Source organism: Streptomyces sp. SCL15-4 (genome assembly GCF_033366695.1).
In the GTDB taxonomy this organism is placed as follows: Bacteria; Actinomycetota; Actinomycetes; order Streptomycetales; family Streptomycetaceae; genus Streptomyces.
In genome coordinates, this window is sequence record NZ_JAOBTQ010000001.1 from 2,912,384 (window position 1) to 2,938,312 (window position 25,929).

The window sequence follows — 25,929 nt, forward strand, 5'->3', positions numbered from 1 at the left end:
AGCAGGGTGCTCACCGGACCGGCCAGGCTCAGCCCTGGGTCAGGCCGGCGACCAGTTCGTCCGCGGCGCGGTAGGGGTCCAGCTCGCCGGCGACGATGCGTTCGGCGAGGGCGCTGAGCCGGCGGTCGCCGTGCAGGTCGCCGATGCGTTCGCGCAGCGCGGTGACGGCGATGGTCTCCACCTCGCGGGCCGCGCGGGCCTTGCGGCGCTCGGCGAGGATGCCCCGCTCCTCCATCCAGGCCCGGTGCTTCTCCAGGGCCTCCACGACCTCGTCGACGCCCTCCGCGCGGGCCGCGACGGTCCTGACGATGGGCGGGCGCCAGTCGCCGGGGCCGCGGGCCTCGCCCAGGCCCAGCATGTGGTTCAGCTCGCGGGCGGTGGCGTCGGCGCCGTCCCGGTCGGCCTTGTTGACCACGTAGACGTCGCCGATCTCCAGGATGCCGGCCTTCGCCGCCTGGATGCCGTCGCCCATGCCCGGGGCGAGCAGCACCACGCTGGTGTCGGCCTGCGAGGCGATCTCGACCTCGGACTGGCCGACGCCGACCGTCTCGACCAGGATCACGTCGCAGCCCGCCGCGTCCAGCACCCGGATGGCCTGCGGTGCGGCCCAGGCCAGCCCGCCGAGGTGGCCCCGGGTGGCCATGGAGCGGATGTAGACGCCGGGGTCGGAGGCGTGGTCGGACATCCGGACCCGGTCGCCGAGCAGGGCGCCGCCGGAGAACGGCGAGGACGGGTCGACGGCCAGGACGCCGACCCTCCTGCCCTGCTTGCGGTAGGCGGTGACCAGCGCGGAGGTGGAGGTCGACTTGCCGACGCCGGGCGAGCCGGTCAGGCCCACCACATAGGCGTTGCCGGTCAGCGGCGCCAGCGCCGCCATGACCTCCCTGAGCTGCGGTGACGCCCCCTCCACCAGGGAGATCAGCCGGGCCACGGCCCGCGGCCGGCCTTCCCTGGCCTGGGCCACCAGAGAGGAGACGTCCTGCATCACAGCTCCGTTCACTTCACCGACGTACCGGAATCGGACCTACGGGGTGTCAGGCCTTGGGCACCCGCACGATCAGCGCGTCGCCCTGGCCGCCGCCGCCGCACAGCGCGGCGGCGCCGACCCCGCCGCCCCGGCGCTTGAGCTCCAGCGCCAGGTGCAGCACGAGCCGGGCGCCGGACATGCCGATCGGGTGACCCAGCGCGATGGCGCCGCCGTTGACGTTCACCTTTTCCGTGGAAACGCCGAGGTCCTTCATTGACTGCACGGCGACCGCGGCGAAGGCCTCGTTGATCTCGATGAGGTCCAGGTCGGAGACGTCCAGGCCCTCCTTCTTCAGCGCGTGCCGGATGGCGTTGGACGGCTGCGACTGCAGGGAGTTGTCGGGACCGGCCACATTGCCGTGCGCGCCGATCTCGGCGAGCCACTGAAGGCCCAGCTCCTCGGCCTTGGCCTTGCTCATCACGACCACGGCGGCGGCGCCGTCGGAGATCTGCGAGGAGGTGCCGGCGGTGATGGTGCCGTCCTTGGCGAAGGCCGGGCGCAGCTTCGCCAGGGACTCGGCGGTGGTGTCGGCGCGGATGCCCTCGTCCTTGCTGAACAGCACCGGGTCGCCCTTGCGCTGCGGGATCTCCACCGGGGTGATCTCGGCCTCGAACAGGCCGTTCTTCTGGGCGGCGGCGGCGCGCTGGTGGGACAGGGCGGCGATCTCGTCCTGCTCGGGGCGCTGGATGCCGAGGCGGGTGTTGTGCTTCTCGGTGGACTCGCCCATGGGGATGTTCTCCCATGGGTCGGTCAGGCCGTCGTAGGCCATCGCGTCGAGCATCTGGACCGCGCCGTACTTGTAGCCCTCGCGGGACTTGGGCAGCAGGTGCGGGGCGTTGCTCATGGACTCCTGGCCGCCCGCCACGACGATGTCGAACTCGCCGGCGCGGATCAGCTGGTCCGCGAGGGCGATGGCGTCGAGGCCGGAGAGACACACCTTGTTGACGGTGAGCGCCGGGACGTTCATCGGGATGCCGGCCTTGACGGCGGCCTGGCGGGCCGGGATCTGGCCCGCGCCGGCCTGGAGCACCTGGCCCATGATCACGTACTGCACCTGGTCGCCGCCGATCCCCGCACGGTCGAGGGCGGCCTTGATCGCGAAGGCTCCGAGGTCGGCTCCGGAGAAGGACTTCAGGGAGCCCAGCAGCCGCCCCATGGGCGTCCGGGCGCCCGCGACGATCACCGAGCTGGTCGTTCCAGAAGACATGAGGTGCGATCCCCTTCCAGCTGCGTACAGCCGAGGAGTGAACGAGGGTTTACTTCGAATGTACTGAGCGGTTGGACACGGCGTCATCGGCCTGTCGGTGTGATCGCGCGCACGTTGCGTAACCACCCCGGGAGCGCTGCACTGAATCCATGCTGACGCGAATCGACCACATCGGGATCGCCTGCCACGACCTCGACGCGACCGTCGAGTTCTACCGGGCCACGTACGGCTTCGAGGTGTTCCACACCGAGGTCAACGAGGAGCAGGGCGTGCGCGAGGCCATGCTCCGGATCAACGGCACGTCGGACGGCGGCGCCTCCTACCTCCAGCTGCTGGAACCGGTCCGCGAGGACTCCACGGTCGCCAAGTGGCTGGCGAAGAACGGGGAGGGCGTCCACCACATCGCCTTCGGCACCGCGGACGTGGACGCCGACTCCGAGGAGATCCGCGGCAAGGGCGTGCGGGTGCTCTACGACGAGCCCCGGCGCGGCTCCATGGGCTCGCGGATCACCTTCCTGCACCCCAAGGACTGCCATGGCGTCCTCACAGAACTGGTCACTTCGGCGCCTGTTGAGACGCCCGAGCACTGACCCCCGTACATAAGGGCCGGTAGGGTTGGGGGCGGTCGTCCCTCCACCGGGGCGACCGGGTCCTGCCGTTGTCGGCGGGACCGAGCCGGGGTCCGGGTTTCGGGGGACGAGCGTCGGGGCAGCAGCCCGTGCTCCGCCGTCTGTCTGACACCATTCCCCGGGGGCCCCGTTCGCGAACGGACGGAGCTCGTTGGAGAAGCTGACCAGGGGACGGATGGGACCGCGCAGTGCGGGGCTACGAGAGCCAGGAGCGAGAGCCGGCGGCTGACGTCGACCACCTCTCTCGGTTCGAGGCCGAGATGAAGCGGCTGAGGACCGAGCGGGAGAAGGCGATCCAGCACGCCGAGGACCTCGGCTACCAGGTCGAGGTGCTGCGCGCCAAGCTGCACGAGGCGCGCCGTACCCTCATGACCCGGCCCGCCTACGACGGCGGTGACATCGGCTACCAGGCCGAGCAGCTGCTCCGCAACGCCCAGATGCAGGCCGAGCAGCTGCGCCAGGACGCCGAACGGGAGCTGAGCCAGGCCCGCGCGCAGACCCAGCGCATCCTCCAGGAGCACGCCGAGCAGGCCGCCCGGCTCCAGGCGGAGCTGCACCAGGAGGCGGTGACCCGGCGCCAGCAGCTCGACCAGGAGCTGGCCGAGCGCCGCGCCACCGTCGAGTCGCACGTCAACGAGAACGTGGCGTGGGCGGAGCAGTTGCGCGCCCGCACCGAGCAGCAGGCCCGCCGGCTGCTGGACGAGTCCCGCGCGGAGGCCGAGCAGGCGATGGCCGCCGCCCGCGCGGAGGCCGAGCGGCTGACCCGGGAGGCCCGGGAGCGGCTGCGGAGCGAGGCCGAGTCCGCCCGCGCCGAGGCCGACCAGATCCTGCGCCGGGCCCGCGCGGACGCCGAGCGGCTGCTGAACGCGGCCTCCACGCAGGCGCAGGAGGCCACCGAGCACGCCGAGCAGCTGCGGACGGCCACGGTCACCGAGTCGGACGCGGCCCGCCGGCAGGCCGCCGAGCTGAGCCGGGCCGCCGAGGAGCGGATGACGGCGGCCGAGGAGGCGCTGCGCAAGGCGCAGGCCGAGGCCGAGAAGGTGGTCACCGAGGCGAAGGAGGCCGCCGCCAAGGCGCTGGCCACGGCCGAGGCCGCCAACGAGACGCGGACGCGCACCGCCAAGGAACAGGTCGCCCGGCTGGTCGAGGAGGCCACCAAGGAGGCCGAGCACACCAGGTCCGAGGCCGAGCAGCTGGTCGCGGACGCCCGCGCCGAGGCCGAGAAGGTCGTCGCCGAGGCCGCCGAGAAGGCCCGCACGATCACCGCCGAGGAGACGGCCACCCAGCTGTCCAAGGCGGCGAAGACCGCCGAGGACGTGCTCGACAAGGCGTCGGAGGACGCCCGCAGGACCACCCGGGCCGCCGCCGAGGAGGCCGAGCGGATCCGCTCGGAGGCCGAGGCCGAGGCGGACCGGCTGCGCGCCGAGGCGCACGACATCGCCGAGCAGCTCAAGGGCGCGGCCAAGGACGACACCAAGGAGTACCGGGCCAAGACGGTCGCGCTCCAGGAGGAGGCCCGCCGGCTGCGCGGCGAGGCCGAGCAGCTGCGCGCCGACGCGGTCTCCGAGGGCGAGTCGATCCGTGCCGAGGCCCGCCGCGAGGCCGTCGCCAAGATCGAGGAGGCGGCCAGGTCCGCCGAGGAGCTGCTGGCCAAGGCCAAGGCGGACGCCGAGGAGCTGCGGCAGACCGCGACGGCCGACAGCGAGAAGGTCCGCACCGAGGCCGTCGAGCGCGCCACCTCCCTGCGCCGGCAGGCCGAGGAGTCCCTGGAGCGCGCCCGCGAGGAGGCCGAGCGGCTGCGCGCCGAGGCCGCCGAGCAGGCGGAGACGGCCCGGGCGGACGCCGAGAAGGCCGCGCGGGAGCTGCGCGAGGAGACCGAGAAGGCCGTCGAGACCCGCCGTGCCGAGGCCGCCGAGGAGCTGACCCGGCTTCAGTCCGAGGCGCAGGAGCGGCTGGCGTCGGCCGAACGGGCGCTGAGCGAGGCCCGCGAGGAGGCCGCCCGGGTCCGCCGGGAGACCGCCGAGGAGACCGAGCGGCTGCGCGCGGAGTCCGCCGAGCGGATCCGTACGCTCCAGCAGCAGGCCGAGGCCGAGGCCGAGCGGCTGCGCACCGAGGCCGCCTCCGACGCGTCCGCCTCCCGCGCCGAGGGCGAGGCCATCGCCGTACGGCTGCGGTCCGAGGCCGCCGCCGAGGCCGAGCGGCTGAAGACGGAGGCCCAGGACACCGCCGACCGGATGCGCGCGGAGGCGCAGGCCGCCGCCGAGCGGCTGGGCGCCGAGGCGTCCGAGACGCTCGCCGCCGCGCAGGAGGAGGCCGCCCGGCGCCGCCGCGAGGCCGAGGAGCTGCTCGGTGCCGCCCGCGAGGAGGCCGACCAGGAGCGGCAGCGGGCCCGGGAGCAGAGCGAGGAGCTGCTGGCCGCCGCCCGCAAGCGGGTCGAGGAGGCGCAGGCCGAGGCCACCCGGCTGGTGGAGGAGGCCGACCGGCGCGCCGGCGAGATGGTCGCCGCCGCCGAGCAGCACGCCCAGCAGGTCCGGGACTCCGTCGCCGGGCTGCACGAGCAGGCGCAGGAGGAGATCGCCGGGCTGCGCTCGGCCGCCGAGCACGCGGCGGACCGTACCCGGCGGGAGGCCGAGGAGGAGGCGGACCGGGTCCGCGCCGACGCCTACGCCGAGCGGGAGCGGGCCGGCGAGGACGCCGCCCGGGTCCGGCGCGAGGCGCACGAGGAGACGGAGGCCGCGAAGGCGCTGGCCGAGCGGACGACGGCGGAGGCGATCGCCGAGGCCGAGCGGCTGCGCGCGGACGCGGGCGAGTACGCGCAGCGGGTGCGCACCGAGGCGTCGGACGCGCTGGCCGAGGCGGACCAGGCGGCGGCCCGTACCCGGGCGGACGCCCGCGAGGACGCCAACCGCATCCGCTCCGACGCCGCCACCCAGGCCGACACCCTCATCACCGAGGCCCGCAGCGAGGCCGAACGGCTCCAGACCGAGACCGCCGCCGAGGCCGAGCGCGTGCGCACCGAGGCGGTCACGGAGGCGGAGCGGCTGCGGACGGAGACGGCCGCCGAGGCCGAGCGGATCCGGACGAAGGCCTCGCAGACGCTGACCGAGGCCGACGAGGCGGCGGCGCGTACCCGGGCGGACGCCCGCGAGGACGCCAACCGCATCCGCTCCGACGCCGCCACCCAGGCCGACACCCTCATCACCGAGGCCCGCAGCGAAGCCGAACGGCTCCAGACCGAGACCGCCGCCGAGGCCGAGCGCGTGCGCACCGAGGCGGTCACGGAGGCGGAGCGGCTGCGCACGGAGGCCGTCGCGAACGCCGAGCAGCTGATCGGTGACGCCACGGGCGACGCCGAGCGGCTGCGGGCGGAGGCCGCCGAGCAGGTCGGCTCCGCGCAGGTGCACGCCAAGCGGGTGCGGGCGGAGGCCGAGCGGGCGAAGGCGGACGCGGAGGCCGAGGCCGAACGGCTCGTCAACTCCGCGCGCCAGAAGGCCGAGCGGACCCTGGACGAGGCCCGCGAGGACGCCAACAAGCGGCGTTCGGAGGCGGCCGAGCAGGTCGACAAGCTCATCACGGAGACCACGGCCGAGGCCGACAAGCTGCTCGCCGAGGCGCAGGCGCAGGCCCTGAAGGCCACGGCGGACGCCGAGTCGCAGGCCGACACGATGGTGGGCGCGGCCCGCAGCGAGGCCGAGCGGATCGTCGCCGAGGCGACCATCGAGGGCAACTCGCTGGTGGAGAAGGCCCGTACGGACGCGGACGAGCTGCTGGTCGGCGCGCGCCGGGACGCCACCGCGATAAGGGAGCGCGCGGAGGAGCTGCGCAGCCGGGTCACCACGGAGATCGAGGAGCTGCACGAGCGGGCCCGCCGGGAGGCCGCCGAGACGATGAAGTCCACCGGCGACCGCTGCGACGCGCTCATCAAGGCCGCCGAGGAGCAGCTCGCGAAGGCCGAGGCGAAGGCCAAGGAGCTGGTCTCGGAGGCCGATTCCGAGGCGGGCAAGGTGCGGATCGCCGCGGTGAAGAAGGCCGAGGGGCTGCTCAAGGAGGCCGAGCAGAAGAAGGCGCGCCTGGTCAAGGAGGCCGAGGAGCTGAAGGCCCAGGCGGTCGGCGACGCCCGGCGTACCGTGGAGGAGGCCGAGGAGCTGAAGGCGGAGGCGATCCGCGAGGCCCGTCGCACGGTCGAGGAGGGCAAGCGGGAGCTGGAGATCCTGATGCGCCGGCGCGAGGACATCAACGCCGAGATCTCCCGGGTGCAGGATGTCCTGGAGGCGCTGGAGTCCTTCGAGGCGCCCGCGTCCGGCAAGGACGGCGGAGTCAAGACGGGCGCCACGGTGGGCGCCCCCCGATCGGGTGGCAAGGCGTCGGAGAGCTAGCGTTCGGGGAGGGTTGAGGTGTCTTCTGGTGACTTTGCCCGACTCCTTGGCAAGCCGTCCCACGGCCGGCCACCCGAAAGAGGTGCCATTCTCCAGATCAAAACCGTATCCGCTCGATGACACACCGCTGCGGCCCCTAGGATTCCTTTTATCACCTCACTCACCGGTCTCATTCGACAGGAACCCCATGAGCGACACTTCCCCCTACGGCTTCGAGCTTGTGCGGCGTGGATACGACCGCGCTCAGGTGGACGAACGTATCTCCAAGCTCGTCTCCGACCGTGACAGCGCTCTCGCCCGGATCACCGCCCTGGAGAAGCGCATCGAGGAGTTGCACCTCGAAACGCAGAACGCCCAGGCCCAGATCACGGACGCCGAGCCGTCGTACGCGGGTCTCGGCGCGCGGGTCGAGAAGATCCTGCGGCTGGCCGAGGAAGAGGCCAAGGAGCTGCGTGAGGAGGCCCGGCGGGCGGCCGAGCAGCACCGCGACCTCGCCGAGTCCGCGGCCCAGCAGGTCCGCAACGACGCCGAGACGTACGCGGCCGAGCGCAAGGCCAAGGCCGAGGACGAGGGCGTCCGGATCGTCGAGAAGGCCAAGTCGGACGCGGCCCAGCTGCGCTCCGAGGCGCAGAAGGACGCGCAGTCCAAGCGCGAGGAGGCGGACGCCCTCTTCGAGGAGACCCGCGCCAAGGCCGCGCAGGCCGCCGCCGACTTCGAGACCAACCTGGCCAAGCGGCGCGAGCAGTCCGAGCGCGACCTGGCCTCGCGTCAGCAGAAGGCCGAGAAGCGGCTCGCCGAGATCGAGCACCGGGCGGAGCAGCTGCGGCTGGAGGCGGAGAAGCTGCGCACCGACGCCGAGCGCCGGGCCCGCCAGACGGTGGAGACCGCCCAGCGGCAGGCCGAGGACATCGTGGCCGACGCCAACGCCAAGGCGGACCGGATCCGTTCGGAGTCCGAGCGGGAGCTGGCGGCGCTCACCAACCGCCGCGACAGCATCAACGCCCAGCTGACGAACGTCCGCGAGATGCTCGCCACGCTGACCGGCGCCGCGGTGGCCGCGGCCGGCACGTCCAGCGACGACGAGCCGGTCTCCCGGAGCGTTCCGGCGCAGCAGTCCCGGTAGTCGTACGCGCGACGGTGACACCGTGAGGGGCGGCGGGGCCCGGTCCCGCCGCTCCTTCACCGTTTCCCGGCGCAAACCGCGGGCCCCGGTGATCAAGAACGCCCGCGCTCCGGCTTTACTCTCTCTTGGGCGGAACCGTCAGCGCCTGGATATCCTCCTAACCCTTACGGGGGCGTGTGCCCCGCCTTCCTGAACCTTTTCGATGGGTGCGGAGCATGATCGAGGCTGTCGGCCTGACCAAGCGCTACGGCGACAAGACCGCCGTGTACAACCTTTCCTTCCGGGTGCGGCCAGGTGCCGTGACCGGCTTCCTCGGGCCCAACGGCTCGGGCAAGTCCACGACGATGCGGATGATCCTCGGGCTGGACAACCCCACGTCCGGGTCGGTCACCATCGGCGGCTACCCGTACCGCAAACTGCCCAACGCACCCCGTCAGGTCGGCGCGCTGCTCGACGCCAAGGCCGTGCACGGCGGCCGGTCCGCCCGCAACCACCTGTTGAGCCTCGCCCAGCTGTCGGGCATCCCGGCCCGCCGCGTGGACGAGGTGCTCGGCGTCGTCGGCCTCCAGGACGTGGCCAGGAAGCGTTCCAAGGGTTTCTCGCTGGGCATGGGCCAGCGCCTCGGCATCGCCGCCGCGCTGCTCGGCGACCCGCAGGTGCTGCTCTTCGACGAGCCGGTCAACGGCCTCGACCCCGAGGGCATCCTCTGGGTCCGCAACCTGATGAGGGCGCTGGCGGCGGAGGGCCGTACGGTCTTCGTCTCCTCCCACCTGATGAGCGAGATGGCGCTGACCGCCGACCACCTCATCGTGATCGGGCGCGGGCAGCTGCTCGCCGACATGAGCGTGACGGACTTCATCTCGGCGAACTCCGCCGACTTCGCGCGCGTCCGCACCCCCGACACCGAGCCGCAGCTGCGCGAGAAGCTGTCCTCCGCGCTCGCCGAGGCGGGCGGGCACGTACTGCCCGAGCAGGACGGCGCGCTGCGGGTGACCGGGCTGCCGCTGCCGCGCATCAGCGACCTCGCGCACGAGGCGGGCGTCCGGCTGTGGGAGCTGTCCCCGCACCAGGCCTCGCTGGAAGAGGCGTACATGCGGATGACCCAGGCCGCGGTGGACTACCGCTCGACCGTCGACCAGAAGGCGGGCCTCCGGCAGCCGCTGCCGCCCGGCGCCCAGCCGCCCGCGCCGGTCCCCGGCCAGGGCCAGCCCGGCTGGTACGCCCCGCCCCCGCCCCAGCAGGGCGGAGCGCCGTTCACGATGCCGGCGGGCGGCCCGTACGGCGGCGCCCCGGCGAACGGCCAGGGCGCGAACGGCTACGGCGCCCCGGCCGCCGGACAGGGCACCCCGGCGCCCGGGTACGGCGCTCCGGGCGCGGGCACGGCTCCGGGAACGCCCAACCCGTACGCCCAGCCGGCGGCCCCGGCCCGGCCCGCGCCCCCGGCGCCTTCGTCGGCGCCTTCGGACGCGCCGGACCAGCGGCCGGTCAGGCACCGCGGCCCGCGCCGGCCCCCGCGGCCGCACCGTCGTCCCAGGACCGGCCGACGCTGCTGACCAAGCAGGCGCCGGCCGCCCCGCAGGCCCCCGCCGCGCCGCCCGCGCCGCAGCAGGCGCCCGCCGCCGCCCCGCAGGCCCCCGCCGCGAGCCCGGCCCCCGCCGCCGACGCGGCCCCGGCTCCCGGTCCGGCCGCCGCCTCCGTCTCCGCCGCCCCGACGACCCAGCCCGAGGACGCCCGATGAGCACCCCCCAGCCCCCGATGCCGCAGGCCCCCGCCGCCGCGCCCGACTGGCACACGGCGGCACCCGGCGGGTCGTACCCCGGCTACACCTCGCCCATCCCGGTCGTGCGCACCCACCTCGGACACGCGCTGGCCTCCGAGTGGACGAAGATCCGGTCGGTGCGCTCCACGATGTGGACGCTCGGCGTGTTCGTGCTGCTCGTCGTCGGCATCGGCCTCGCCGCCGGCGCGCTGGTCGAGGCCAACTCCGACCCCTCGACCCTGGACGGCGAGAACCCGTTGTCGTTCGGCTTCTTCGGCCTGCTCCTCGGCTCCATCTGCATCATCACGCTCGGCGTGCTGACCACGGCCTCGGAGTACGGCACGGGCATGATCCGTACGACGATGACCGCGTGCCCGAGCCGGGCCCGGGTGCTCGCCGCGAAGTCGATCGTGTTCTTCGCCGTCGCCTTCGTGTTCACCCTGGTCACGTCCGCCTTCGTGGCGATGGTCCAGGTGTCCATGCTGGAGGGCGCGGGCGCCGGCTCTCCGAGCGGCTCGGAGTGGTTCAAGGCCACCGTCGGCATCAGCCTGTACATCGCGCTGCTCGGACTGCTCTCGCTGCTCATCGGCTCGGTCATCCGGCACTCCGCGGGCGCCATCACGATCATGATCGGCGTGGTACTGGCCCCGCTCGTGATCGCGATGTTCATGGTCGCGCAGTCGATGGAGAAGCTGCGCGACTGGCTGTTCGAGTACTCGATCCCGAACCAGCTGAGCGTCTTCTACGCCAACTCCCTGACCGAGTCCGGCCCGTCCGGCTGGGACCCGCTGTGGATCATGCTGGGTGTGACGGCGGCGGTGTACGCGGGCACGTACGCGCTGCTGCGAAGCCGGGACGTGTAGCCGTACGGCTCAGAACCTCGGCGCGTTACGGGACCGCCGCACCGGCGTGGTGCGGCGGTCCTTCGCGTTCCAGCAGGCCTTGTGCCAGTGCCGGCGGTCGTCGACGCCCGCGTACTCCGGCCAGGCCACCACGTGCGGGACGGCGGAGGGGATCAGCTGGTCGCAGCCCGGGCAGCGGTAGGTCTTGCCCTCCGCGCTGGCCCCGGCGACATGCCGTACGCTCCACTCCTCGCCACGCCAGCTCTCCGTGGACTGCCAGCCGCCGTACCGGCCGGCGCGGTCGTCCTCGGCACTCCGGCCCGACGATCCGGCTGCCTTCGGTCGGTTGCGACGCGGGGACACGGGACACCTCTCGGGGCTGTACGGGGAGCACGGGCGCCATCCAGCCTACGCGGCGCCGAGCGGGGTACGGGTACGGAACCAACCCCCACAAGTGCCCCTTCCGTGCGACCCATTCCGCAGACAATCGGCAAATCTCCCTGCGGGACCGTGTCCTTGGCACGTGTCCGACGGTTATGCCCGGTGGGGGAGCTCCGGGTCGGAGCCAAGGAAGCAGGAAATGCGATGCGCGTAGGAACTTTTGTGCTGGCCGCCCAGTTCCCGGGCCAGGGTCCCGGAGAGGCCCTGCACCGGGCGGTCCGCTCGGCCGAGGTCGCCGAGGAGGCCGGGCTGGACGCCGTATGGCTGGCCGAACACCACTTCGTGCCCTACGGCACATGCCCCTCGGCGGTCACCCTGGCCGCGCTGCTGCTGGGCCGCACCCGCCGCATCCGGGTCGGCACGGCGGTCAGCGTCCTGCCCACCGCCCACCCGGTCGCCCTCGGCGAGCAGGCCGCGCTGCTCCACGTGGCCAGCGGCGGACGGTTCACGCTGGGCGTGGGACGCGGCGGCCCGTGGGTGGACCTGGAGGTGTTCGGCGCGGGACTCCAGGCGTACGAACACGGGTTTCCCGAGTCGCTCGATCTGCTGCTGCGGTGGCTGGACGAACCGTCGGTGGCGGCCTCCGGGGAGCGCTATTCCTTCCGGGAGGTGCCGGTGGTGCCCCGCCCGTCGGACGCCCTGACGGACACCCCCGGCCCCGAGGTCGTCCTGGCCTGCACCTCGCCGGCGAGCGTGCGGCTGGCCGCCGAGCGCGGGCTGCCGATGCTGCTCGGCATGCACGTCGGCGACGAGGAGAAGGCCGAGATGATCGCCCTGTGGCGGGACCGCGCCCGCGCGGCGGGCCGGCCGGCCGAGGAGATCGCGGGCGCCGCTCATGTCTCGGCCGGGGTCTGCCAGCTCGCCGACCGGCGCACGGACGCGGCCGAAACCCTGCTGAAGGCGATGCCGGGCTGGCTGCGGCAGGGGCTGTCGGCCCATATGACGGTGGACGGACGGCAGCGTGTGATGCGCGATCCGTACGCCTACACCGAACTGCTCTGCGGGCTGCATCCGGTCGGCACGCCGCGGCTCGCCGCCGACCGGCTCGCGGCCACCTCGGAGCGCACCGGGATCAGCCGCTTCGCCCTCATGGTCGAGGGCTCGGGCCAGCTCGCGGCCACCGAGGAGAACCTGCGGCGGCTCGGCACCGAGGTACTGCCGCAACTGCGCTGACCGCCCGGCGCCGGGGCCGGGCGGGACCGCCTGGGGGCTTGCCGCCCCGGCGACGCGTGCACCTCCCGCGGGGCGGAGCGGCAAGCCGACGGCTGTCCGACTCGGTCTCGGCCGTGCCGCGGCCGCGGCCGCGTCAGCAGTCCCGGAGCTCCGGCGACTGGTTCAGCAGCTGGTTGCGCGCCGACGTGAAGCGGGCCAGCGTCTCGTCCACCGAGGCGTCCAGCGGGAACACCGCCACACGGTGGCAGTTCTGGAAGGCCAGCCGCACACCGAAGTGCCGCTGCAGCGCGCCGCGTATGGCGTCACTCGCGAGCGCACGCAGCAGCTGACCGCGCGCCTGCTCGTCCGGCGGAGGCGTCTGGTTGTCGGCGAAGGGTCCGCCGTCCACCTTCAGCTGGGCCACCAGGGAGCTGATCATCTCCCATGCGTAGGGCAGGGAGGTCCGGACGCAGTCGACGAATGCTGCTTCGTCGACCTCGCCTCGCTCGGCCTGTTCGAGTAGGGCCGGTGAGACGTCGAGCGACATGGGTTCTCCTCTCGCACCCCCGAAGCGCAGGGGTTGGCGGACAGATGGGGGAGTTCGCGGTTTCGAACACGCTCGGTACAGGGGCCGCAACCTCCCGTTCCCTACGGTAGGCAACGGTCGGTGACCACACCAGCAGAATGCGTATATGGAACGGTCGGCTCATGCTCACTATCGGCCAGGGAGGAACAAGAGTTTCCAGGGACAATTGGGGCGATCCACAGGGAGCGGGATGGGCGGATCGCGTGGACCGGCGCGCGTCGAGTAGCGTTGCCGACCATGCGTCTCGTCATTGCCCGATGCTCGGTCGACTACGCCGGCCGGCTCACCGCCCACCTTCCCTCGGCGCCGCGCCTGATCCTGGTCAAGGCGGACGGCAGCGTCTCCATCCACGCCGACGACCGGGCCTACAAGCCGCTCAACTGGATGTCGCCGCCCTGCACGCTGAAGGAGGGGATGGGCGAGGACGCGGGTGTGTGGACCGTCGTCAACAAGGCGGGCGAGAAACTGATCATCACGATGGAGGAGATCCTGCACGACTCCTCGCACGAACTCGGCGTGGATCCGGGCCTGATCAAGGACGGCGTGGAAGCGCACCTCCAGGAACTGCTGGCCGACCGCATCGAGACCCTGGGCGAGGGGTACAGCCTCATCCGCCGCGAGTACATGACCGCGATCGGGCCGGTGGACATCCTGTGCCGGGACGCCGACGGGCAGACGGTCGCGGTGGAGATCAAGCGGCGGGGCGAGATCGACGGCGTGGAACAGCTCACCCGTTACCTGGAACTGCTGAACCGCGATCCCCATCTGGCGCCGGTCCGCGGCATCTTCGCCGCGCAGGAGATCAAGCCCCAGGCCCGTGTCCTCGCCACCGACCGCGGCATCGGCTGCCACATCCTGGACTACAACGCGCTGCGCGGCATCGAGGACGACAAGCTCCGCCTGTTCTGACCGCTCCCGGCCCCGGTCTCCCCCGCCGCGACGGCGTACCGCCGACGCGGCGGGAAAAGGCCGCCGATGCCTTGAGGCACCCGCGTCCGCTGTCTCCCGCCGTGGCGTGAGCCGGCGGCCGGTGTCAGATCACCGAGTTCGTCGTGGACGGGACCGGATGGGTCGCCGAGGCCGTGGTGCCCTCGGTGGAGCCGGAGGTCGTCGTGCCGGAGGTGTCGCCGGTGGTCGTGCCGCCGGTGTCGGTGCCGCCGTCCGTCGTACCGCCCGTGGACGCGCCGTCCGTGGAGCCGCCGGCCGTCTCGCCCGTCGTACCGGTCGAGCCGGTCGAGCCGCCGGTGCCGGTGCCGCCGTCCGTCGTACCGCCCGTGGACGTGCCGTCCGTGGAGCCGCCGGTCGTCGAACCGCCGCCCCCGGTGCCCGTACCACCGGACGAACCGGTGGAGCCCGTGCCGCCGCCCCCGGTCGAGCCGCCGGACGTGCCGCCCGTCGAACCGCCGGTGGAGGAGCCGCCCGATCCGCCGGGCTTCGGCGACGTCGACGGCGAGCCGGAGGACGTGCCGGGACGGGACGGCTCGACGCTCTCCGACGGACGCGCCGTGGCACCCGGCGGGACGGGGTCGTCCGCCGTGCCATACGTGCCGTCGGGCCCCGGCGACGCGGGCCGGCCGCCGCCGGCCGCGCCGGTGTCCCCGGTGTCCGTCGGGCCCACGCCCGACTCCCCGTCGCCCAGCCCCTGGCTCGCCGACGGGTTGGCGTCGACCTCCCCCGCCGGGTCCCGGTCGCTGCTGCCGGAGGACGTCATGCCGAGCGTGACGACCGTGCCGAGCACGGCCGCGAGCAGCGCACCCGCCCCGGCCGCCACCAGGTTGCGCCGGGCCAGCCGCCGCAGGCCGCCGCCCCGCGTCCCGGGCTCCGGCGCGGCGGGCGGCACCGGCTGCGGCACGCTCCGCGGCACCGGCTGCGTCAGCTGCCGGGTGGCCAGGGTCTCGCCCGAGGGACCGTAGGGCACCGGCGCCGGTCCGTCCTGCCGTACCTCCGCCGGTTCTTCCTCCGCCGGCGCCGAAGCCGGCGGCACCGACGCCCCCGGCACCTCGCCGGCGAGGTCGGCGAGCAGCGCCAGCGCCCGGCGGCCCGCCACCGCGCCCCGCTTGTCGGCGAGAGCGCCGCGCAGCCCGCTGGACGCCTCCAGCTCGGCACGGGCCCGGCCGAACTGCCCGGAGCACAACGCGAGGATGCCCAACTCGTGGTGGAAATAGGCTTGATCGGCCACCTCGCCGGTCAGCCGGGCGGCCTCCGCACCGGACCGCAGGGCCCGTTCCCAGGCGCTCCAGTGCAGCCCCGCGGCGAAGGCGGGCGCCGCCGTGCGCGCCAGCCGCACCGCCCCGCTCTCCTCGCCCTCCGCAGCCGGCGCCGTACGCGGGACGACGGCGGCCAGCGCGGCCAGCACCGCGTCGGCCTCCGCGCACACGCGGTCCGGTCCGACCGAGGGGTGGCCGGCCCACCAGGCGTAGTGCCGGGCCGCGGTGAGGGCGTGCTCGGCGGCGCCGTCGGCGTATCCGGCGGCCTCCAGCTGGGCCCGCACACCGGCCGCCAGCCGGTAGCGGGAGCCGACCGGTGCGACCAGTCCGCACTCCACCAGCTCGGCGAGGGCCGCGTCGGCGTGGGTGTCGCCGACCAGGGCGGGCAGATGCGCCTGGTGCGGCAGCTCACCGCCGAGGGCCACCGCGAAGCGCAGGGCGGCACGGGCGGAGGAGGTGAGCCGGGAGGCGAGCAGCGGGGCGGGCGCGGCGGCCTCGCCCAGGGAGGGCAGCGGGACCTCCTCCGCCGGCTCGACCGGCAGGTCGAGGGCGTTGCGCACGTCCTCGAAGACGCCGTACTCGTCCACCGCGCCGGCGCTGGCCCGCAGCTGGTCGCGCTGCCGCAGCAGGGCGCCGGCCTGGACGAACCGCAGCGGCAGCCCCTCGGACTCGAACCACAGGTCGCCGGCCCAGTTGACCTCCTCCTCGGTCAGCGCCCGGCCGGCGGTCCGTTCCAGGACCTGCAGCCCGGCGGCCCGGTCGAGGCCGCCGAGGAAGACCTCCTCCACGTCCGCCTCGGCGGACGGCGCGGGCACGTCGGGCGCGGCGCCGAACAGGAACGCGCACTCGGGGGTGGCGTCGAGCAGTTCGTCCAGGGCGGTCGCGCCGAACTCCAGGTCGTCCACGACGACGACCGCGCCGATCTCCCGGACGAACTCGAGAAGTTCGTCCGGATCGGGGCGGTAGCCGGGGGCGCGGTGGACGGCGTGGAACAGCTCGTGCAGCAGATCGCCGGGCGTCCGGCGGAAGCCGCCCAGGCGGACCACGCCGTCGGGGGCGAGGTCGCGGCAGTCCTCGGCGAGGAGGTCGAGCAGGGCGGTGCGGCCGGAGCCGGCCGGGCCGGTGAGGCGGACCGAGCGGCCCCGGGCCAGCAGCCGGGCCAGGCGCTCGCGCTCCTCCTGACGCTCCGGCACGGCGGGCGCGGCCGGGACGGAGCCGGCCGGCGCGGGCGGACGGGCCGCGAGGCCGGCCTCGGCGCGCTCGGCGGCGGTGCGCTTGGCGGGCCTGCCGGGGCGCTCGGCCGGCGGGCAGGGTTCGATCTCGCTGCCGTCGACCGGATTGACGGTCAGCTGGAGGCCGCCGCAGACCAGCCGGTCCATGCGGGCGGGCGTGGGCGTGCCCGGGGCGAGGTCGGAGGCGAGGGGGTCCCGGGGCGGGCGGCGGCTGTGCGCCTGGCCGTGGTCCTCGGGTCCCGGGTTGATCGGGTCCATGGGTTCAAGCTCCCAAAAGCGTCGTGTGCCCGTGTTGTGGCCCTCCCGGCCTTGTCGCACACCGCGCTGTCGCTTCTGGTCCGGGCCCGCTCGGCCGAGGGTCGCGAGACGGCGGGCGACCGCACACTAAACCGTCACGGGGTGTCTCCGACAGGGCGGGGTGCCATGCCGTCCGAGACGTCACGGTCTTGGGAGGATTTTCCCCGACTTGCGCGCCGGCGGATGCGCCAGGGGTGGCCGCTGCGCGCCGCTTCACCCGTATGCGCCGCACAGCCCGGATGTCCCGGCCGTCGCGCGCCTCACACCCGGGGCAGCGACTCCACTCCGATGCCGCCCTCGATGGCCAGGATGCGGTGCAGCCGGGTGGCCACCAGCAGGCGCTGCATCTGCGCGGGCACGCCCCGCAGCACCAGCCGGCGCCCGCAGCGGCCGGCCCGCCGGTGGGCGCCCATGATCACACCGAGTCCGGTGGCGTCCCACGAATCCAGTTCGGACAGGTCGAGCACCAGGTCGCCGACTCCGGTGTCGACGGCCGAGTGCAGGGCCGTACGGGCGTCCGCCGCGCTGCGGACGTCGAGGCGGCCCCCGACGACCAGCTCGACGTGGTCGCCCCTGATGTACATATGCGCTCCCCGTTGAGTGCGGTTGGCGTCTCGGTGACGGATGCTGTGCCCCGTCTGACTGTGCGGGTGGCGGTGTGGTTGCTGTTTGTAAGCGAACCGATACCGAATTCACCCCCGGGAGTGATACTCCCGGGGCGTTTGTGACGACGTGGGGGATTTAGTACGTGTAGAAGCCCTGCCCGCTCTTGCGGCCGATGTCACCGGCGTCCACCATCCGGCGCATCAGCTCCGGCGGGGCGAACTTCTCGTCCTGGGACTCGGTGTAGATGTTGCTCGTGGCGTGCAGGAGGATGTCCACACCGGTGAGGTCGGCGGTGGCGAGCGGCCCCATGGCGTGGCCGAAGCCCAGCTTGCAGGCGAGGTCGATGTCCTCGGCGGTGGCGACGCCGGACTCGTAGAGCTTGGTCGCCTCCACCACGAGGGCGGAGATGAGCCGGGTGGTGACGAAGCCGGCCACGTCGCGGTTGACGACGATGCAGGTCTTGCCGACGGACTCGGCGAACTCCCGGGCGGTGGCGAGGGTCTCGTCGCTGGTCTTGTAGCCGCGGACCAGCTCGACGAGCTTCATCATCGGCACCGGCGAGAAGAAGTGGACGCCGACGACGCGCTCGGGGTGCTCGGTGGCCGCCGCGATCTTGGTGATCGGGATGGCGGAGGTGTTGGAGGCGAGCACGGCGTCCTCGCGCACCAGCTTGTCGAGCGCGCGGAAGATCTCGTGCTTGACCTCCAGCTTCTCGAAGACGGCCTCCACGACGACGTCCGCGTCGGCGGCGGCGTCCAGGTCGGTGGTCGGGGTGATGCGGGCGAGGGCGGCCTCGGCGTCCTCGGCCGCCAGCCTGCCCTTGCCGACGAACTTGTCGTACGAGGCCTTGATGCCGTCGGTGCCGCGCCGGAGCGCCTCGTCGGTGACGTCCCGCAGCACGACGTCCCAGCCGGCCTGCGCGGCGACCTGAGCGATACCGGATCCCATGAGCCCGGCCCCGATGACGGCAAGCTTCCGTGCCACTCCGACTCCCTTGAACGCGCTGAACGTCTGCCTCTCCGGCGGACCATAGCGCTCCGGCGCCGCCGTGTGACCGGTAAGTAACGCGCGTCACGTCCCAATTGACGGACATCACACCGGCCCGGGTCAGACCGCGCCTCGGACGGCGTAGTTGAGGACCTTTTCGCTCAACAGGTCCTCGATGTCGTCCAGGAGGACGAGTACCTCTCGTGACACTTCGGCCGGTTTGCGGCCGGACACCATCTCGCGGCCGATGGCGGCGAAGACGGCCTGCTGGACCCAGCAGATCTGGCCGGCCATCAGATCCGGCAGCGGATCGTCGGCGGCGGCGCCGGTCTCCTCGCGCAGGGCCGCCTCCAGGATGTCGTGGGTCTCCTGTTGCAGGCTCCACAGCCGCGAACGCAGCACCGGCGCCTCGCGGATGACCCGCATGAAGCGGTCGTAGCCCGCCATCAGGCCGACCCGGGGCGAGACGGCCTCGACCTCCGAGCGCAGTTCGCGCAGGACGGCGCGCGCGGCGGACTCCCCCACGTCCCGGCCGCGGACCCAGCGGGCGAGCCGGTCGGCCATACCGGCCGAGCGGTCGAAGAAGAGGTCCTCCTTGGCCGGGAAGTAGTTGTAGACGGTGTTGACGGAGACGTTCGCCGCCTCGGCGATCTCCGCGACGGTCACCGCCTCGAAGCCGCGCTCCAGAAACAGCCCCGTGGCGACATCCGAGATGTACTGCCGGGTCTGCCTCTTCTTCCGCTCCCTGAGCCCTTCAGCCATACCCGCATCCTAACTTCGCTGGGCAGTCTGAAATTTTGGAGTCATTGCAAAATTTCAGAGACTCTGTTTTTCTGTGGGGCATGACAGCAGTCATCAGCACGGCGGGCCTGGCCCGCACCTTCCGGACGAAAGCCGGCCCCGTCGAAGCCGTCCGCGGCATCGACCTCACCGTCCACGAAGGCGAGATCCTCGGCTTCCTCGGACCCAACGGCGCCGGGAAGACGACCACCCTGCGCATGCTCACCACCCTGCTGAAACCGACCGGCGGCACGGCCACCGTGGCCGGCCGCGACCTCGTGGCCGATCCGGTCGGGGTGCGCCGGGCCAGCGGCTACGTCGCGCAGTCCGGCGGGGTGGACCCGCAGATCACCGTGCGGGAGGAACTGGTCACCCAGGGCCGGATGTACCGGTTGCCGAAGGACCGGGCCGTCGCCCGCGCCGCCGAACTGGCCGCGGAACTGGGCCTCACCGAACTCCTGGACCGCAGGACCGGCGCGCTCTCCGGCGGCCAGCGGCGCCGGCTGGACATCGCGATGGCGCTCACCCACCGCCCGAAGGTGCTGTTCCTGGACGAGCCGACCACCGGCCTGGACCCCGGCAGCCGCGCCGACCTGTGGGCGCTGGTCCGCCGGCTGCGCGACGAGCACGGGACGACCGTCTTCCTGACCACCCACTACCTGGACGAGGCCGACGCCCTGGCCGACCGCCTGGTGATCGTCGACCGGGGCGCGGTCGCCGCCGAGGGCACCCCGGGCGCGCTCAAGCTCCGCTACGGCGGCTCGCTCGACGCCACCCTCCAGGACACCTTCCTCGCCGTCACCGGCCGCGGGCCCGCCGCGGCCGACACCGCGCCCGTGGCCGTATAGGAGAGACAGGAACGATGCTGCTTCACGACACGGCCCTGGTCTACGGCCGCTACCTCCGCCAGTCCCTGCGCTCCCGCTTCGCCCTGCTCTTCGGCGTGCTGACGCCCCTGCTGTACCTGCTCTTCTTCGGCCCGCTGCTCACCGACCTGCCGCTGGGCGGGCGAGGCAACTCCTGGCAGGTGCTGGTGCCCGGGCTGCTGCTCCAGCTCGGCCTGTTCGGCGCCCTGTTCGCCGGGTTCACGGTGATCGTCGAGAACGGGCAGGGGGTGGTGGAGCGGATGCGGGTGACCCCGGTCGGCCGGCTCGCCCTGCTGCTCGGCCGGGTGCTGCGGGACGCCACCGTGTTCGTCTTCCAGGCGGTGCTGCTGGTGCTGGCGGCGCTGGTGATGGGCTTGCGGGCGCCGCTGGCCGGCATCCTGATCGGCTTCGCCTTCGTGGCCCTGCTCACCGTGTCGCTGGCCTCGCTGTCGTACGCCCTCGGCCTGAAGGTGCGCAGTCCGCAGGAGTTCGGCCCGCTGATCAACGCGGTGTCGATGCCGTCGATGCTGCTGTCCGGGCTGATGCTCCCGATGAGCCTCGCGCCCGCGTGGCTGGACGTGCTGTCGCACCTAGTGCCGTTCCGCTATCTGGTGGACGCGGTCCGGGACGCGTACGTCGGCGAGTACACGAGCGCGCACATGCTCTACGGCGTCCTGGTCGCCGTGGGGTTCGCGGCGCTGGCCATGACGGCGGGCACTCGGGTGTTCCGGACGGCCGGGGCGTAACTACGCTGGCCGTATGGTCAATCTGACACGTATCTACACCAGGACCGGCGACCAGGGCACCACCAGCCTCGGTGACATGAGCCGGGTGCCCAAGACGGACCTCAGGATCGCCGCGTACGCGGACGCCAACGAGGCGAACGCGGTGATCGGCACCGCACTCGCGCTGGGCGGGCTGGCGGAGGAGATCGCCGCGGTCCTCACCCGCGTGCAGAACGACCTGTTCGACGTGGGCGCGGACCTGTCGACGCCGGTCGTGGAGAATCCCGGGTTCCCGCCGCTCAGGGTGGAGCAGTTCTACATCGACCGGCTGGAGGCGGACTGCGACCGGTTCAACGAGCGGCTGGAGAAGCTGCGCTCCTTCATCCTGCCGGGCGGCACCCCGGGCGCGGCCCTGCTGCACCAGGCGTGCACGGTCGTCCGCCGGGCCGAGCGCTCCACCTGGGCGGCCCTTGAGGCGCACGGCGAGACGATGAACCCGCTCACCGCGACCTACCTCAACCGCCTCTCCGACCTGCTGTTCATCCTGGCCCGCAGCGCCAACGGCGAGGCCGGCGACGTGCTGTGGGTGCCGGGCGGGGAGCGTTAGCCCCGTCCGGCCGGCTCCCGCTTCGGGAACAGTGTGTAGCTCCCGGCGATGAGCACGTTGATGCCGATCAGCCAGAGCATGGTCTGCTGCCAGCTCCGCAGCGCGCCGGTGTCGCCGTCGTCGCCGACGTACCAGACGGCGGCCTGGAGCAGGGCGAGCGCGACGGCCCCGGCGAGGATCCAGCGGCCGGCGGTCTTCCACTCGTGGACCGCGCGGGCCGTGCCGTACCGGGGCGGTTTCACCGGCGGCGGGCCGCCGGCGAAGCGGTGGGCCACCCGGGCGTCCACCCACGTGATGGTGGAGTGGCCGAGACCGACGGTGAAGCCGATGTAGACCGCGGCGAGCCCGTGCCGCCAGTCCGGTGCGGCGCCGTTGTCGAGGTCGATCGCCGTGGCGACGAAGAGCACGACCTCCAGCAGCGGCTCGCACAGCAGCAGCGCCAGTCCGGTGCGCGGCATCCGCAGCGCGTACCGGAAGACCAGTCCGGCCGCCAGCAGCACCCAGAACGCCACCTCGCAGGCGATGACCAGGCCGACGATCACGATTCGCTCCCCTCGTCCACCTCTCCAGGGTCCCGGCCGCCGAGGCCGGTTTCGTCGTCGGCGCTGAGGAGAGCGCCGTAAGCGAAAGTCGCAGTCCCGCACCCTTCGCGGGGAGCAGGCGGGGCGTGCGGCGGCCGTGTTGGATGGGGGCATGGCCCGCACGCTCGCCCGCCCGCACCGAGACGACTGGTGGATCGCCGTGGCCGGGCTGCTCGGCGGAGTACTGCTGTGGGCGTTCGGCATCCACCCCCGCACCCCCTCGGACAGCCTGGTGCTGTGGCACGCGCCGTGGGCGGCCCTGGTCCCGCTGGCGCTTACCGCCGCCGCCGAGCCGCTGCGCCGCGTCCGGCCGCGCACCGGGCTGCTGACCGGCACCGCCGCGCTGGTCCTGGACACGGTGACCCTCGGCAGTGTGATCACGGTCGTGCTGTACACCGACCTGGTGTACGCGGCCGTCCTGTACGGCACGCCGGCCTCGGCCCGCCGCATCCCGTGGATCACCGGGATGCTGACGGTCCTCGGCGGAGTGGTGCCGGCGGCGCTGTGGCGCGATCCGCAGGGGCTGCTGATCGGGCTGGGCGTCGGAGTGGTGGCGCTGGCCCCCGCCGCGACCGGTTCCCTGGTGCGCGGACACCGCGACGCCGCCGAGGCGGCCCGGCTGCGGGCCGAACAGACCGCGCTGCTGGCCGAGATGGACCGGGCCCAGGCGGTGACCGCGGAACGCGCCCGGGTGGCCCGCGAGTTGCACGACATGGTCGCCAACCATCTGTCGGCCATCGCCATCCACTCCACGGCGGCGCTCTCCCTCGACGACGCGAGGACCTCCCGGGACGCGCTGGCCGTCGTCCGGGAGAACAGCGTGGCGGGGCTGGCCGAGATGCGCCGGCTGATCGGGATCCTGCGGGACCGCTCGGGCGACCGGGAGCCCGCCGCCTCGCCCACGCTGGCGGGCCTCGGCGCGCTGGTCGGCACCGCCCGGGCCAACGGCCTGGACGTGCGCCTGGACGCCGGGCACGGGGACGTGCCGGCGCCCGTGGAGCTGGCCGCCTACCGGATCGTGCAGGAGTCGCTGACCAACGCCCTGAAGCACGCGGCCGAGGGATGCGTGCACGTCGTGCTGCGGCAGCGGGACGGCGCGCTGGACATCCGCGTGACCAGTCCCTACCGGCCGGGCGACGACCCCCGCGCGCCGGGTTCCGGTTCCGGTCTGACCGGGATGCGGGAGCGGGCGGCGCTGCTCGGCGGCACGTTCGAGGCCGGGCCCCGGGACGGTCTGTGGGCCGTACGGGCCGCTCTTCCGCTCACCGAAGGAGATCCCGCATGATCCGTGTCCTGGTCGCCGAGGACCAGTCCGCCGTCCGCGCCGGGCTGGTGCTCATCCTGGGCAGCGCGCCCGACATCGAGGTGGCCGGGGAGGCCGCGGACGGGGAGCGGGCGGTGGAGCTGGCCCGAAAGCTGCGGCCGGACGTGGTGCTGATGGATGTGCAGATGCCGGTGCTGGACGGAGTGTCGGCGACCCGGCGGATCGTGGCCGAGGCCCTGGCGGACGTGCTGGTGCTGACCACGTTCGACCTGGACGAGTACGTGTTCGGGGCGCTACGGGCCGGAGCGGCGGGGTTCCTGCTGAAGAACGCGGAGGCGCGGGAGCTGCTGGAGGCGGTGCGGACGGTGGCGCGCGGGGAGGGGATCGTGGCTCCGGCCGTGACCCGGCGGCTGATCGCCGAGTTCGCCGCGGGCGCGGGCCCGGACCGGGGTACGGCGGCCGATCCGGCGGTGCTTCAGGATCTGACCCGGCGGGAGCGGGAGGTGCTCGGGCGTATCGGCGAGGGGCTGTCGAACGCGGAGATCGCCGGCCGGCTGGACATGGCGGAGGGCACGGTGAAGACGCACGTCAGCCGGTTGCTGGCCAAGCTGGGGCTACGCAGCCGGGTGCAAGCGGCCGTGCTGGCCAGGGAGTTGGGGCTCTAGCGGGACACCCGCCGGAATGGCTCCCAGAATGGTCCAGACCTATTGACCTGTGGTCCAGACCTTTCTACCCTCGCAGCACCGTGGGACATGAAGGCTCAGTCATGCCCCTGACACCTCTACGACGAGGGAGGCGCAGCATGCGCTTCAGACACAGAGCCGCGGCAGGGTTCGCGTCCCTGTTGCTCCCCCTGGCCGGCGCCGTCGGTCTCGCCAGCCCCGCCCAGGCCGCGGGCAACGCGACCGCGACCTTCGCCAAGACCAGCGACTGGGGCACCGGCTTCGGCGGCCAGTGGACCATCAAGAACACCGGCACCAGCAGCATCAGCTCCTGGACCGTCGAATGGGACTTCCCCTCCGGGACCTCCGTCACCTCCGCGTGGGACGCGGACGTGACCAACTCCGGCACCCACTGGACGGCGAAGAACAAGTCCTACAACGGCACCATCGCCCCCGGCGCCTCGTTCTCCTTCGGCTTCAACGGCTCGGGCCCCGGCTCGCCGTCCAACTGCAAGCTGAACGGCGACAGCTGTGACGGCGCCACGGTCCCGGGCGACGCCGCCCCCTCCGCCCCCGGCACCCCGACCGCCTCCTCCGTCACCGACACCTCGGTGAAGCTCGGCTGGAGCGCGGCCACCGACGACAAGGGCATCAAGAACTACGACGTCCTGCGCGACGGCAAGAAGGTCGCCACGGTCACCACCACGTCGTACAGCGACACCGGTCTGACCGCCGGCACCGACTACTCCTACACCGTGCAGGCCCGCGACACGGCCGACCAGACCGGTCCGGTCAGCGGCGCGGTGAAGGTGCACACCACCGGCGGCGGCACCACTCCCCCGCCCACCGGTGACAAGGTGAAGATGGGCTACTTCACCGAGTGGGGCATCTACGGCCGCAACTACAACGTCAAGAACCTGGTGACGTCCGGCTCCGCGGCCAAGATCACGCACATCAACTACGCCTTCGGCAACGTCACCGGCGGCAAGTGCGCGATCGGCGACTCCTACGCCGACTACGACAAGGCGTTCACCGCCGACCAGTCGGTCAGCGGCGTCGCCGACACCTGGGACCAGCCGCTGCGCGGCAACTTCAACCAGCTGCGCCAGCTGAAGGCCAAGTACCCGCACATCAAGATCCTGTGGTCCTTCGGCGGCTGGACCTGGTCCGGCGGCTTCGCGGACGCGGCCAAGAACCCGGCGGCCTTCGCGCAGTCCTGCTACGACCTGGTCGAGGACCCGCGCTGGGCCGATGTCTTCGACGGCATCGACATCGACTGGGAGTACCCGAACGCCTGCGGTCTCACCTGTGACACCAGCGGCGCCGCGGCGTACAAGAACCTGATGGCCGGCCTGCGCGCCAAGTTCGGTCCCAACTACCTGATCACGGCCGCGACCACCGCCGACGGCTCGGCCGGCGGCAAGATCGAGGCCGCGGACTACGCGGGCGCCGCGCAGTACATCGACTGGTACAACGTGATGACGTACGACTTCTTCGGTGCCTGGGACGCCAAGGGCCCGACCGCCCCGCACTCCCCGCTCACCTCCTACAGCGGCATCCCCAAGGAGGGCTTCACCACCGCCGACGCCCTCGCCAAGTTCAAGGCGATCGGCGTGCCGGCCAAGAAGCTGCTCATCGGCATCGGCTTCTACGGCCGCGGCTGGACCGGCGTCACCCAGGACGCCCCGGGCGGCACGGCCACCGGCCCGGCGGCCGGCACCTACGAGCAGGGCATCGAGGACTACAAGGTCCTGAAGACGTCCTGCCCGGCCACCGGCACCGTCGCGGGCACGGCGTACGCGCACTGCGGCAGCAACTGGTGGTCGTACGACACTCCCGCCACCATCAAGTCGAAGATGGCCTGGGCCAACACCCAGGGCCTCGGCGGCGCGTTCTTCTGGGAGTTCAGCGGCGACACCGGCAACGGTGAACTCGTGAGCGCCATCAGCGACAACCTGTAAGAACGCCTGTGG

General features: G+C 73.1%; 22 protein-coding genes. 13 read left to right on the forward strand and 9 right to left on the reverse strand.

All coding sequences use genetic code 11. The annotated features are described in order from the left end of the window. Positions 1–28 precede the first annotated feature (28 nt). Entirely contained in the window at positions 29–985 is a 957-nt protein-coding gene (gene meaB, locus SCK26_RS12340; protein ID WP_318201352.1) for a methylmalonyl Co-A mutase-associated GTPase MeaB, read from the reverse strand. A gap of 49 nt (positions 986–1,034) precedes the next feature. Further along, positions 1,035–2,234 carry an acetyl-CoA C-acetyltransferase gene (locus SCK26_RS12345; RefSeq protein ID WP_318201353.1) on the reverse strand — a complete coding sequence of 400 codons (1,200 nt, stop codon included), beginning with the start codon at positions 2,232–2,234 and terminating at the stop codon, positions 1,035–1,037. A 149-nt stretch (positions 2,235–2,383) separates the two neighbouring features. Between SCK26_RS12345 and mce the strand changes: the two genes are divergently transcribed. The 5 genes from mce to SCK26_RS12370 all read left to right on the forward strand — a co-directional run bounded on the left by mce (position 2,384) and on the right by SCK26_RS12370 (position 10,984). Beyond that, entirely contained in the window at positions 2,384–2,824 is a 441-nt protein-coding gene (gene mce / locus SCK26_RS12350; protein WP_030790098.1) for a methylmalonyl-CoA epimerase, read from the forward strand. 227 nt (positions 2,825–3,051) lie between these two features. Further along, positions 3,052–7,239, forward strand: a complete 4,188-nt coding sequence (gene scy / locus SCK26_RS12355) for a polarized growth protein Scy (RefSeq protein WP_318201354.1) — start codon at positions 3,052–3,054, stop codon at positions 7,237–7,239. Between the two features lie 187 nt (positions 7,240–7,426). After that, positions 7,427–8,362: a cellulose-binding protein gene (locus tag SCK26_RS12360; protein WP_318201355.1), complete on the forward strand. Its 936-nt coding sequence runs from the start codon at positions 7,427–7,429 to the stop codon at positions 8,360–8,362. Positions 8,363–8,577: 215 nt separating this feature from the next. Beyond that, the gene (locus SCK26_RS12365) at positions 8,578–9,915 is read left to right on the forward strand and encodes an ABC transporter ATP-binding protein (protein ID WP_318201356.1); all 1,338 of its coding nucleotides are present in this window, start codon (positions 8,578–8,580) and stop codon (positions 9,913–9,915) included. Positions 9,916–10,096: 181 nt separating this feature from the next. Then, positions 10,097–10,984: an ABC transporter permease gene (locus SCK26_RS12370; protein WP_318201357.1), complete on the forward strand. Its 888-nt coding sequence runs from the start codon at positions 10,097–10,099 to the stop codon at positions 10,982–10,984. Between the two features lie 9 nt (positions 10,985–10,993). Here SCK26_RS12370 and SCK26_RS12375 read toward each other — a convergent pair whose 3' ends face one another. After that, complete coding sequence (locus SCK26_RS12375; protein ID WP_318201358.1) at positions 10,994–11,326, reverse strand: ATP/GTP-binding protein; 333 nt, start codon at positions 11,324–11,326, stop codon at positions 10,994–10,996. A 222-nt stretch (positions 11,327–11,548) separates the two neighbouring features. Between SCK26_RS12375 and SCK26_RS12380 the strand changes: the two genes are divergently transcribed. Then, positions 11,549–12,577: an LLM class flavin-dependent oxidoreductase gene (locus tag SCK26_RS12380; RefSeq protein ID WP_318201359.1), complete on the forward strand. Its 1,029-nt coding sequence runs from the start codon at positions 11,549–11,551 to the stop codon at positions 12,575–12,577. Positions 12,578–12,710: 133 nt separating this feature from the next. Here the strand turns inward: SCK26_RS12380 and SCK26_RS12385 are convergent, their stop codons facing one another. Continuing rightward, complete coding sequence (locus tag SCK26_RS12385; RefSeq protein ID WP_189891712.1) at positions 12,711–13,103, reverse strand: SCO5389 family protein; 393 nt, start codon at positions 13,101–13,103, stop codon at positions 12,711–12,713. A gap of 276 nt (positions 13,104–13,379) precedes the next feature. Between SCK26_RS12385 and nucS the strand changes: the two genes are divergently transcribed. Next, a complete protein-coding gene (gene nucS, locus SCK26_RS12390) occupies positions 13,380–14,051 on the forward strand; it encodes an endonuclease NucS (RefSeq protein ID WP_318201360.1) in 672 nt (223 codons plus the stop codon). Positions 14,052–14,175: 124 nt separating this feature from the next. On the opposite strand, the gene SCK26_RS12395 is transcribed toward nucS, so the two are convergent. The 4 genes from SCK26_RS12395 to SCK26_RS12410 all read right to left on the reverse strand — a co-directional run bounded on the left by SCK26_RS12395 (position 14,176) and on the right by SCK26_RS12410 (position 19,233). After that, positions 14,176–16,839 (reverse strand): ATP-binding protein, encoded by a 2,664-nt coding sequence (locus SCK26_RS12395; RefSeq protein WP_318201361.1) that lies wholly within the window; start codon positions 16,837–16,839, stop codon positions 14,176–14,178. A gap of 299 nt (positions 16,840–17,138) precedes the next feature. Beyond that, a complete protein-coding gene (locus SCK26_RS12400) occupies positions 17,139–17,462 on the reverse strand; it encodes an STAS domain-containing protein (protein WP_318201362.1) in 324 nt (107 codons plus the stop codon). A gap of 157 nt (positions 17,463–17,619) precedes the next feature. After that, on the reverse strand, positions 17,620–18,468 hold the full coding sequence (locus SCK26_RS12405; protein ID WP_318201363.1) for a 3-hydroxyacyl-CoA dehydrogenase family protein: 849 nt from the start codon (positions 18,466–18,468) through the stop codon (positions 17,620–17,622). A 123-nt stretch (positions 18,469–18,591) separates the two neighbouring features. Then, positions 18,592–19,233: a helix-turn-helix domain-containing protein gene (locus SCK26_RS12410; RefSeq protein ID WP_318201364.1), complete on the reverse strand. Its 642-nt coding sequence runs from the start codon at positions 19,231–19,233 to the stop codon at positions 18,592–18,594. An 80-nt stretch (positions 19,234–19,313) separates the two neighbouring features. On the opposite strand from SCK26_RS12410, the gene SCK26_RS12415 reads away from it, so the two are divergent. From SCK26_RS12415 to SCK26_RS12425, 3 genes are read left to right on the forward strand one after another with little or no spacing between them, the layout of a single operon-like run. Continuing rightward, a complete protein-coding gene (locus SCK26_RS12415) occupies positions 19,314–20,099 on the forward strand; it encodes an ABC transporter ATP-binding protein (protein ID WP_318201365.1) in 786 nt (261 codons plus the stop codon). Positions 20,100–20,113: 14 nt separating this feature from the next. Further along, positions 20,114–20,863: an ABC transporter permease gene (locus tag SCK26_RS12420; RefSeq protein ID WP_318201366.1), complete on the forward strand. Its 750-nt coding sequence runs from the start codon at positions 20,114–20,116 to the stop codon at positions 20,861–20,863. Positions 20,864–20,876: 13 nt separating this feature from the next. After that, positions 20,877–21,449 (forward strand): cob(I)yrinic acid a,c-diamide adenosyltransferase, encoded by a 573-nt coding sequence (locus SCK26_RS12425; protein ID WP_318201367.1) that lies wholly within the window; start codon positions 20,877–20,879, stop codon positions 21,447–21,449. Here SCK26_RS12425 and SCK26_RS12430 read toward each other — a convergent pair. Then, positions 21,446–21,991, reverse strand: a complete 546-nt coding sequence (locus SCK26_RS12430; protein WP_318201368.1) for a hypothetical protein — start codon at positions 21,989–21,991, stop codon at positions 21,446–21,448. The two genes, SCK26_RS12425 and SCK26_RS12430, sit on opposite strands and share 4 nt — an antisense overlap. A gap of 151 nt (positions 21,992–22,142) precedes the next feature. On the opposite strand from SCK26_RS12430, the gene SCK26_RS12435 reads away from it, so the two are divergent. The 3 genes from SCK26_RS12435 (at position 22,143) to SCK26_RS12445 (ending at position 25,917) form a co-directional block, all read left to right on the forward strand. Next, on the forward strand, positions 22,143–23,315 hold the full coding sequence (locus tag SCK26_RS12435; RefSeq protein WP_318201369.1) for a sensor histidine kinase: 1,173 nt from the start codon (positions 22,143–22,145) through the stop codon (positions 23,313–23,315). Further along, complete coding sequence (locus SCK26_RS12440) at positions 23,312–23,959, forward strand: response regulator transcription factor (protein ID WP_318201370.1); 648 nt, start codon at positions 23,312–23,314, stop codon at positions 23,957–23,959. Before SCK26_RS12435 ends, SCK26_RS12440 begins: the two co-directional genes overlap by 4 nt. 137 nt (positions 23,960–24,096) lie before the next feature. Further along, positions 24,097–25,917, forward strand: a complete 1,821-nt coding sequence (locus SCK26_RS12445; RefSeq protein ID WP_318201371.1) for a glycoside hydrolase family 18 chitinase — start codon at positions 24,097–24,099, stop codon at positions 25,915–25,917. Positions 25,918–25,929: the final 12 nt, after the last annotated feature.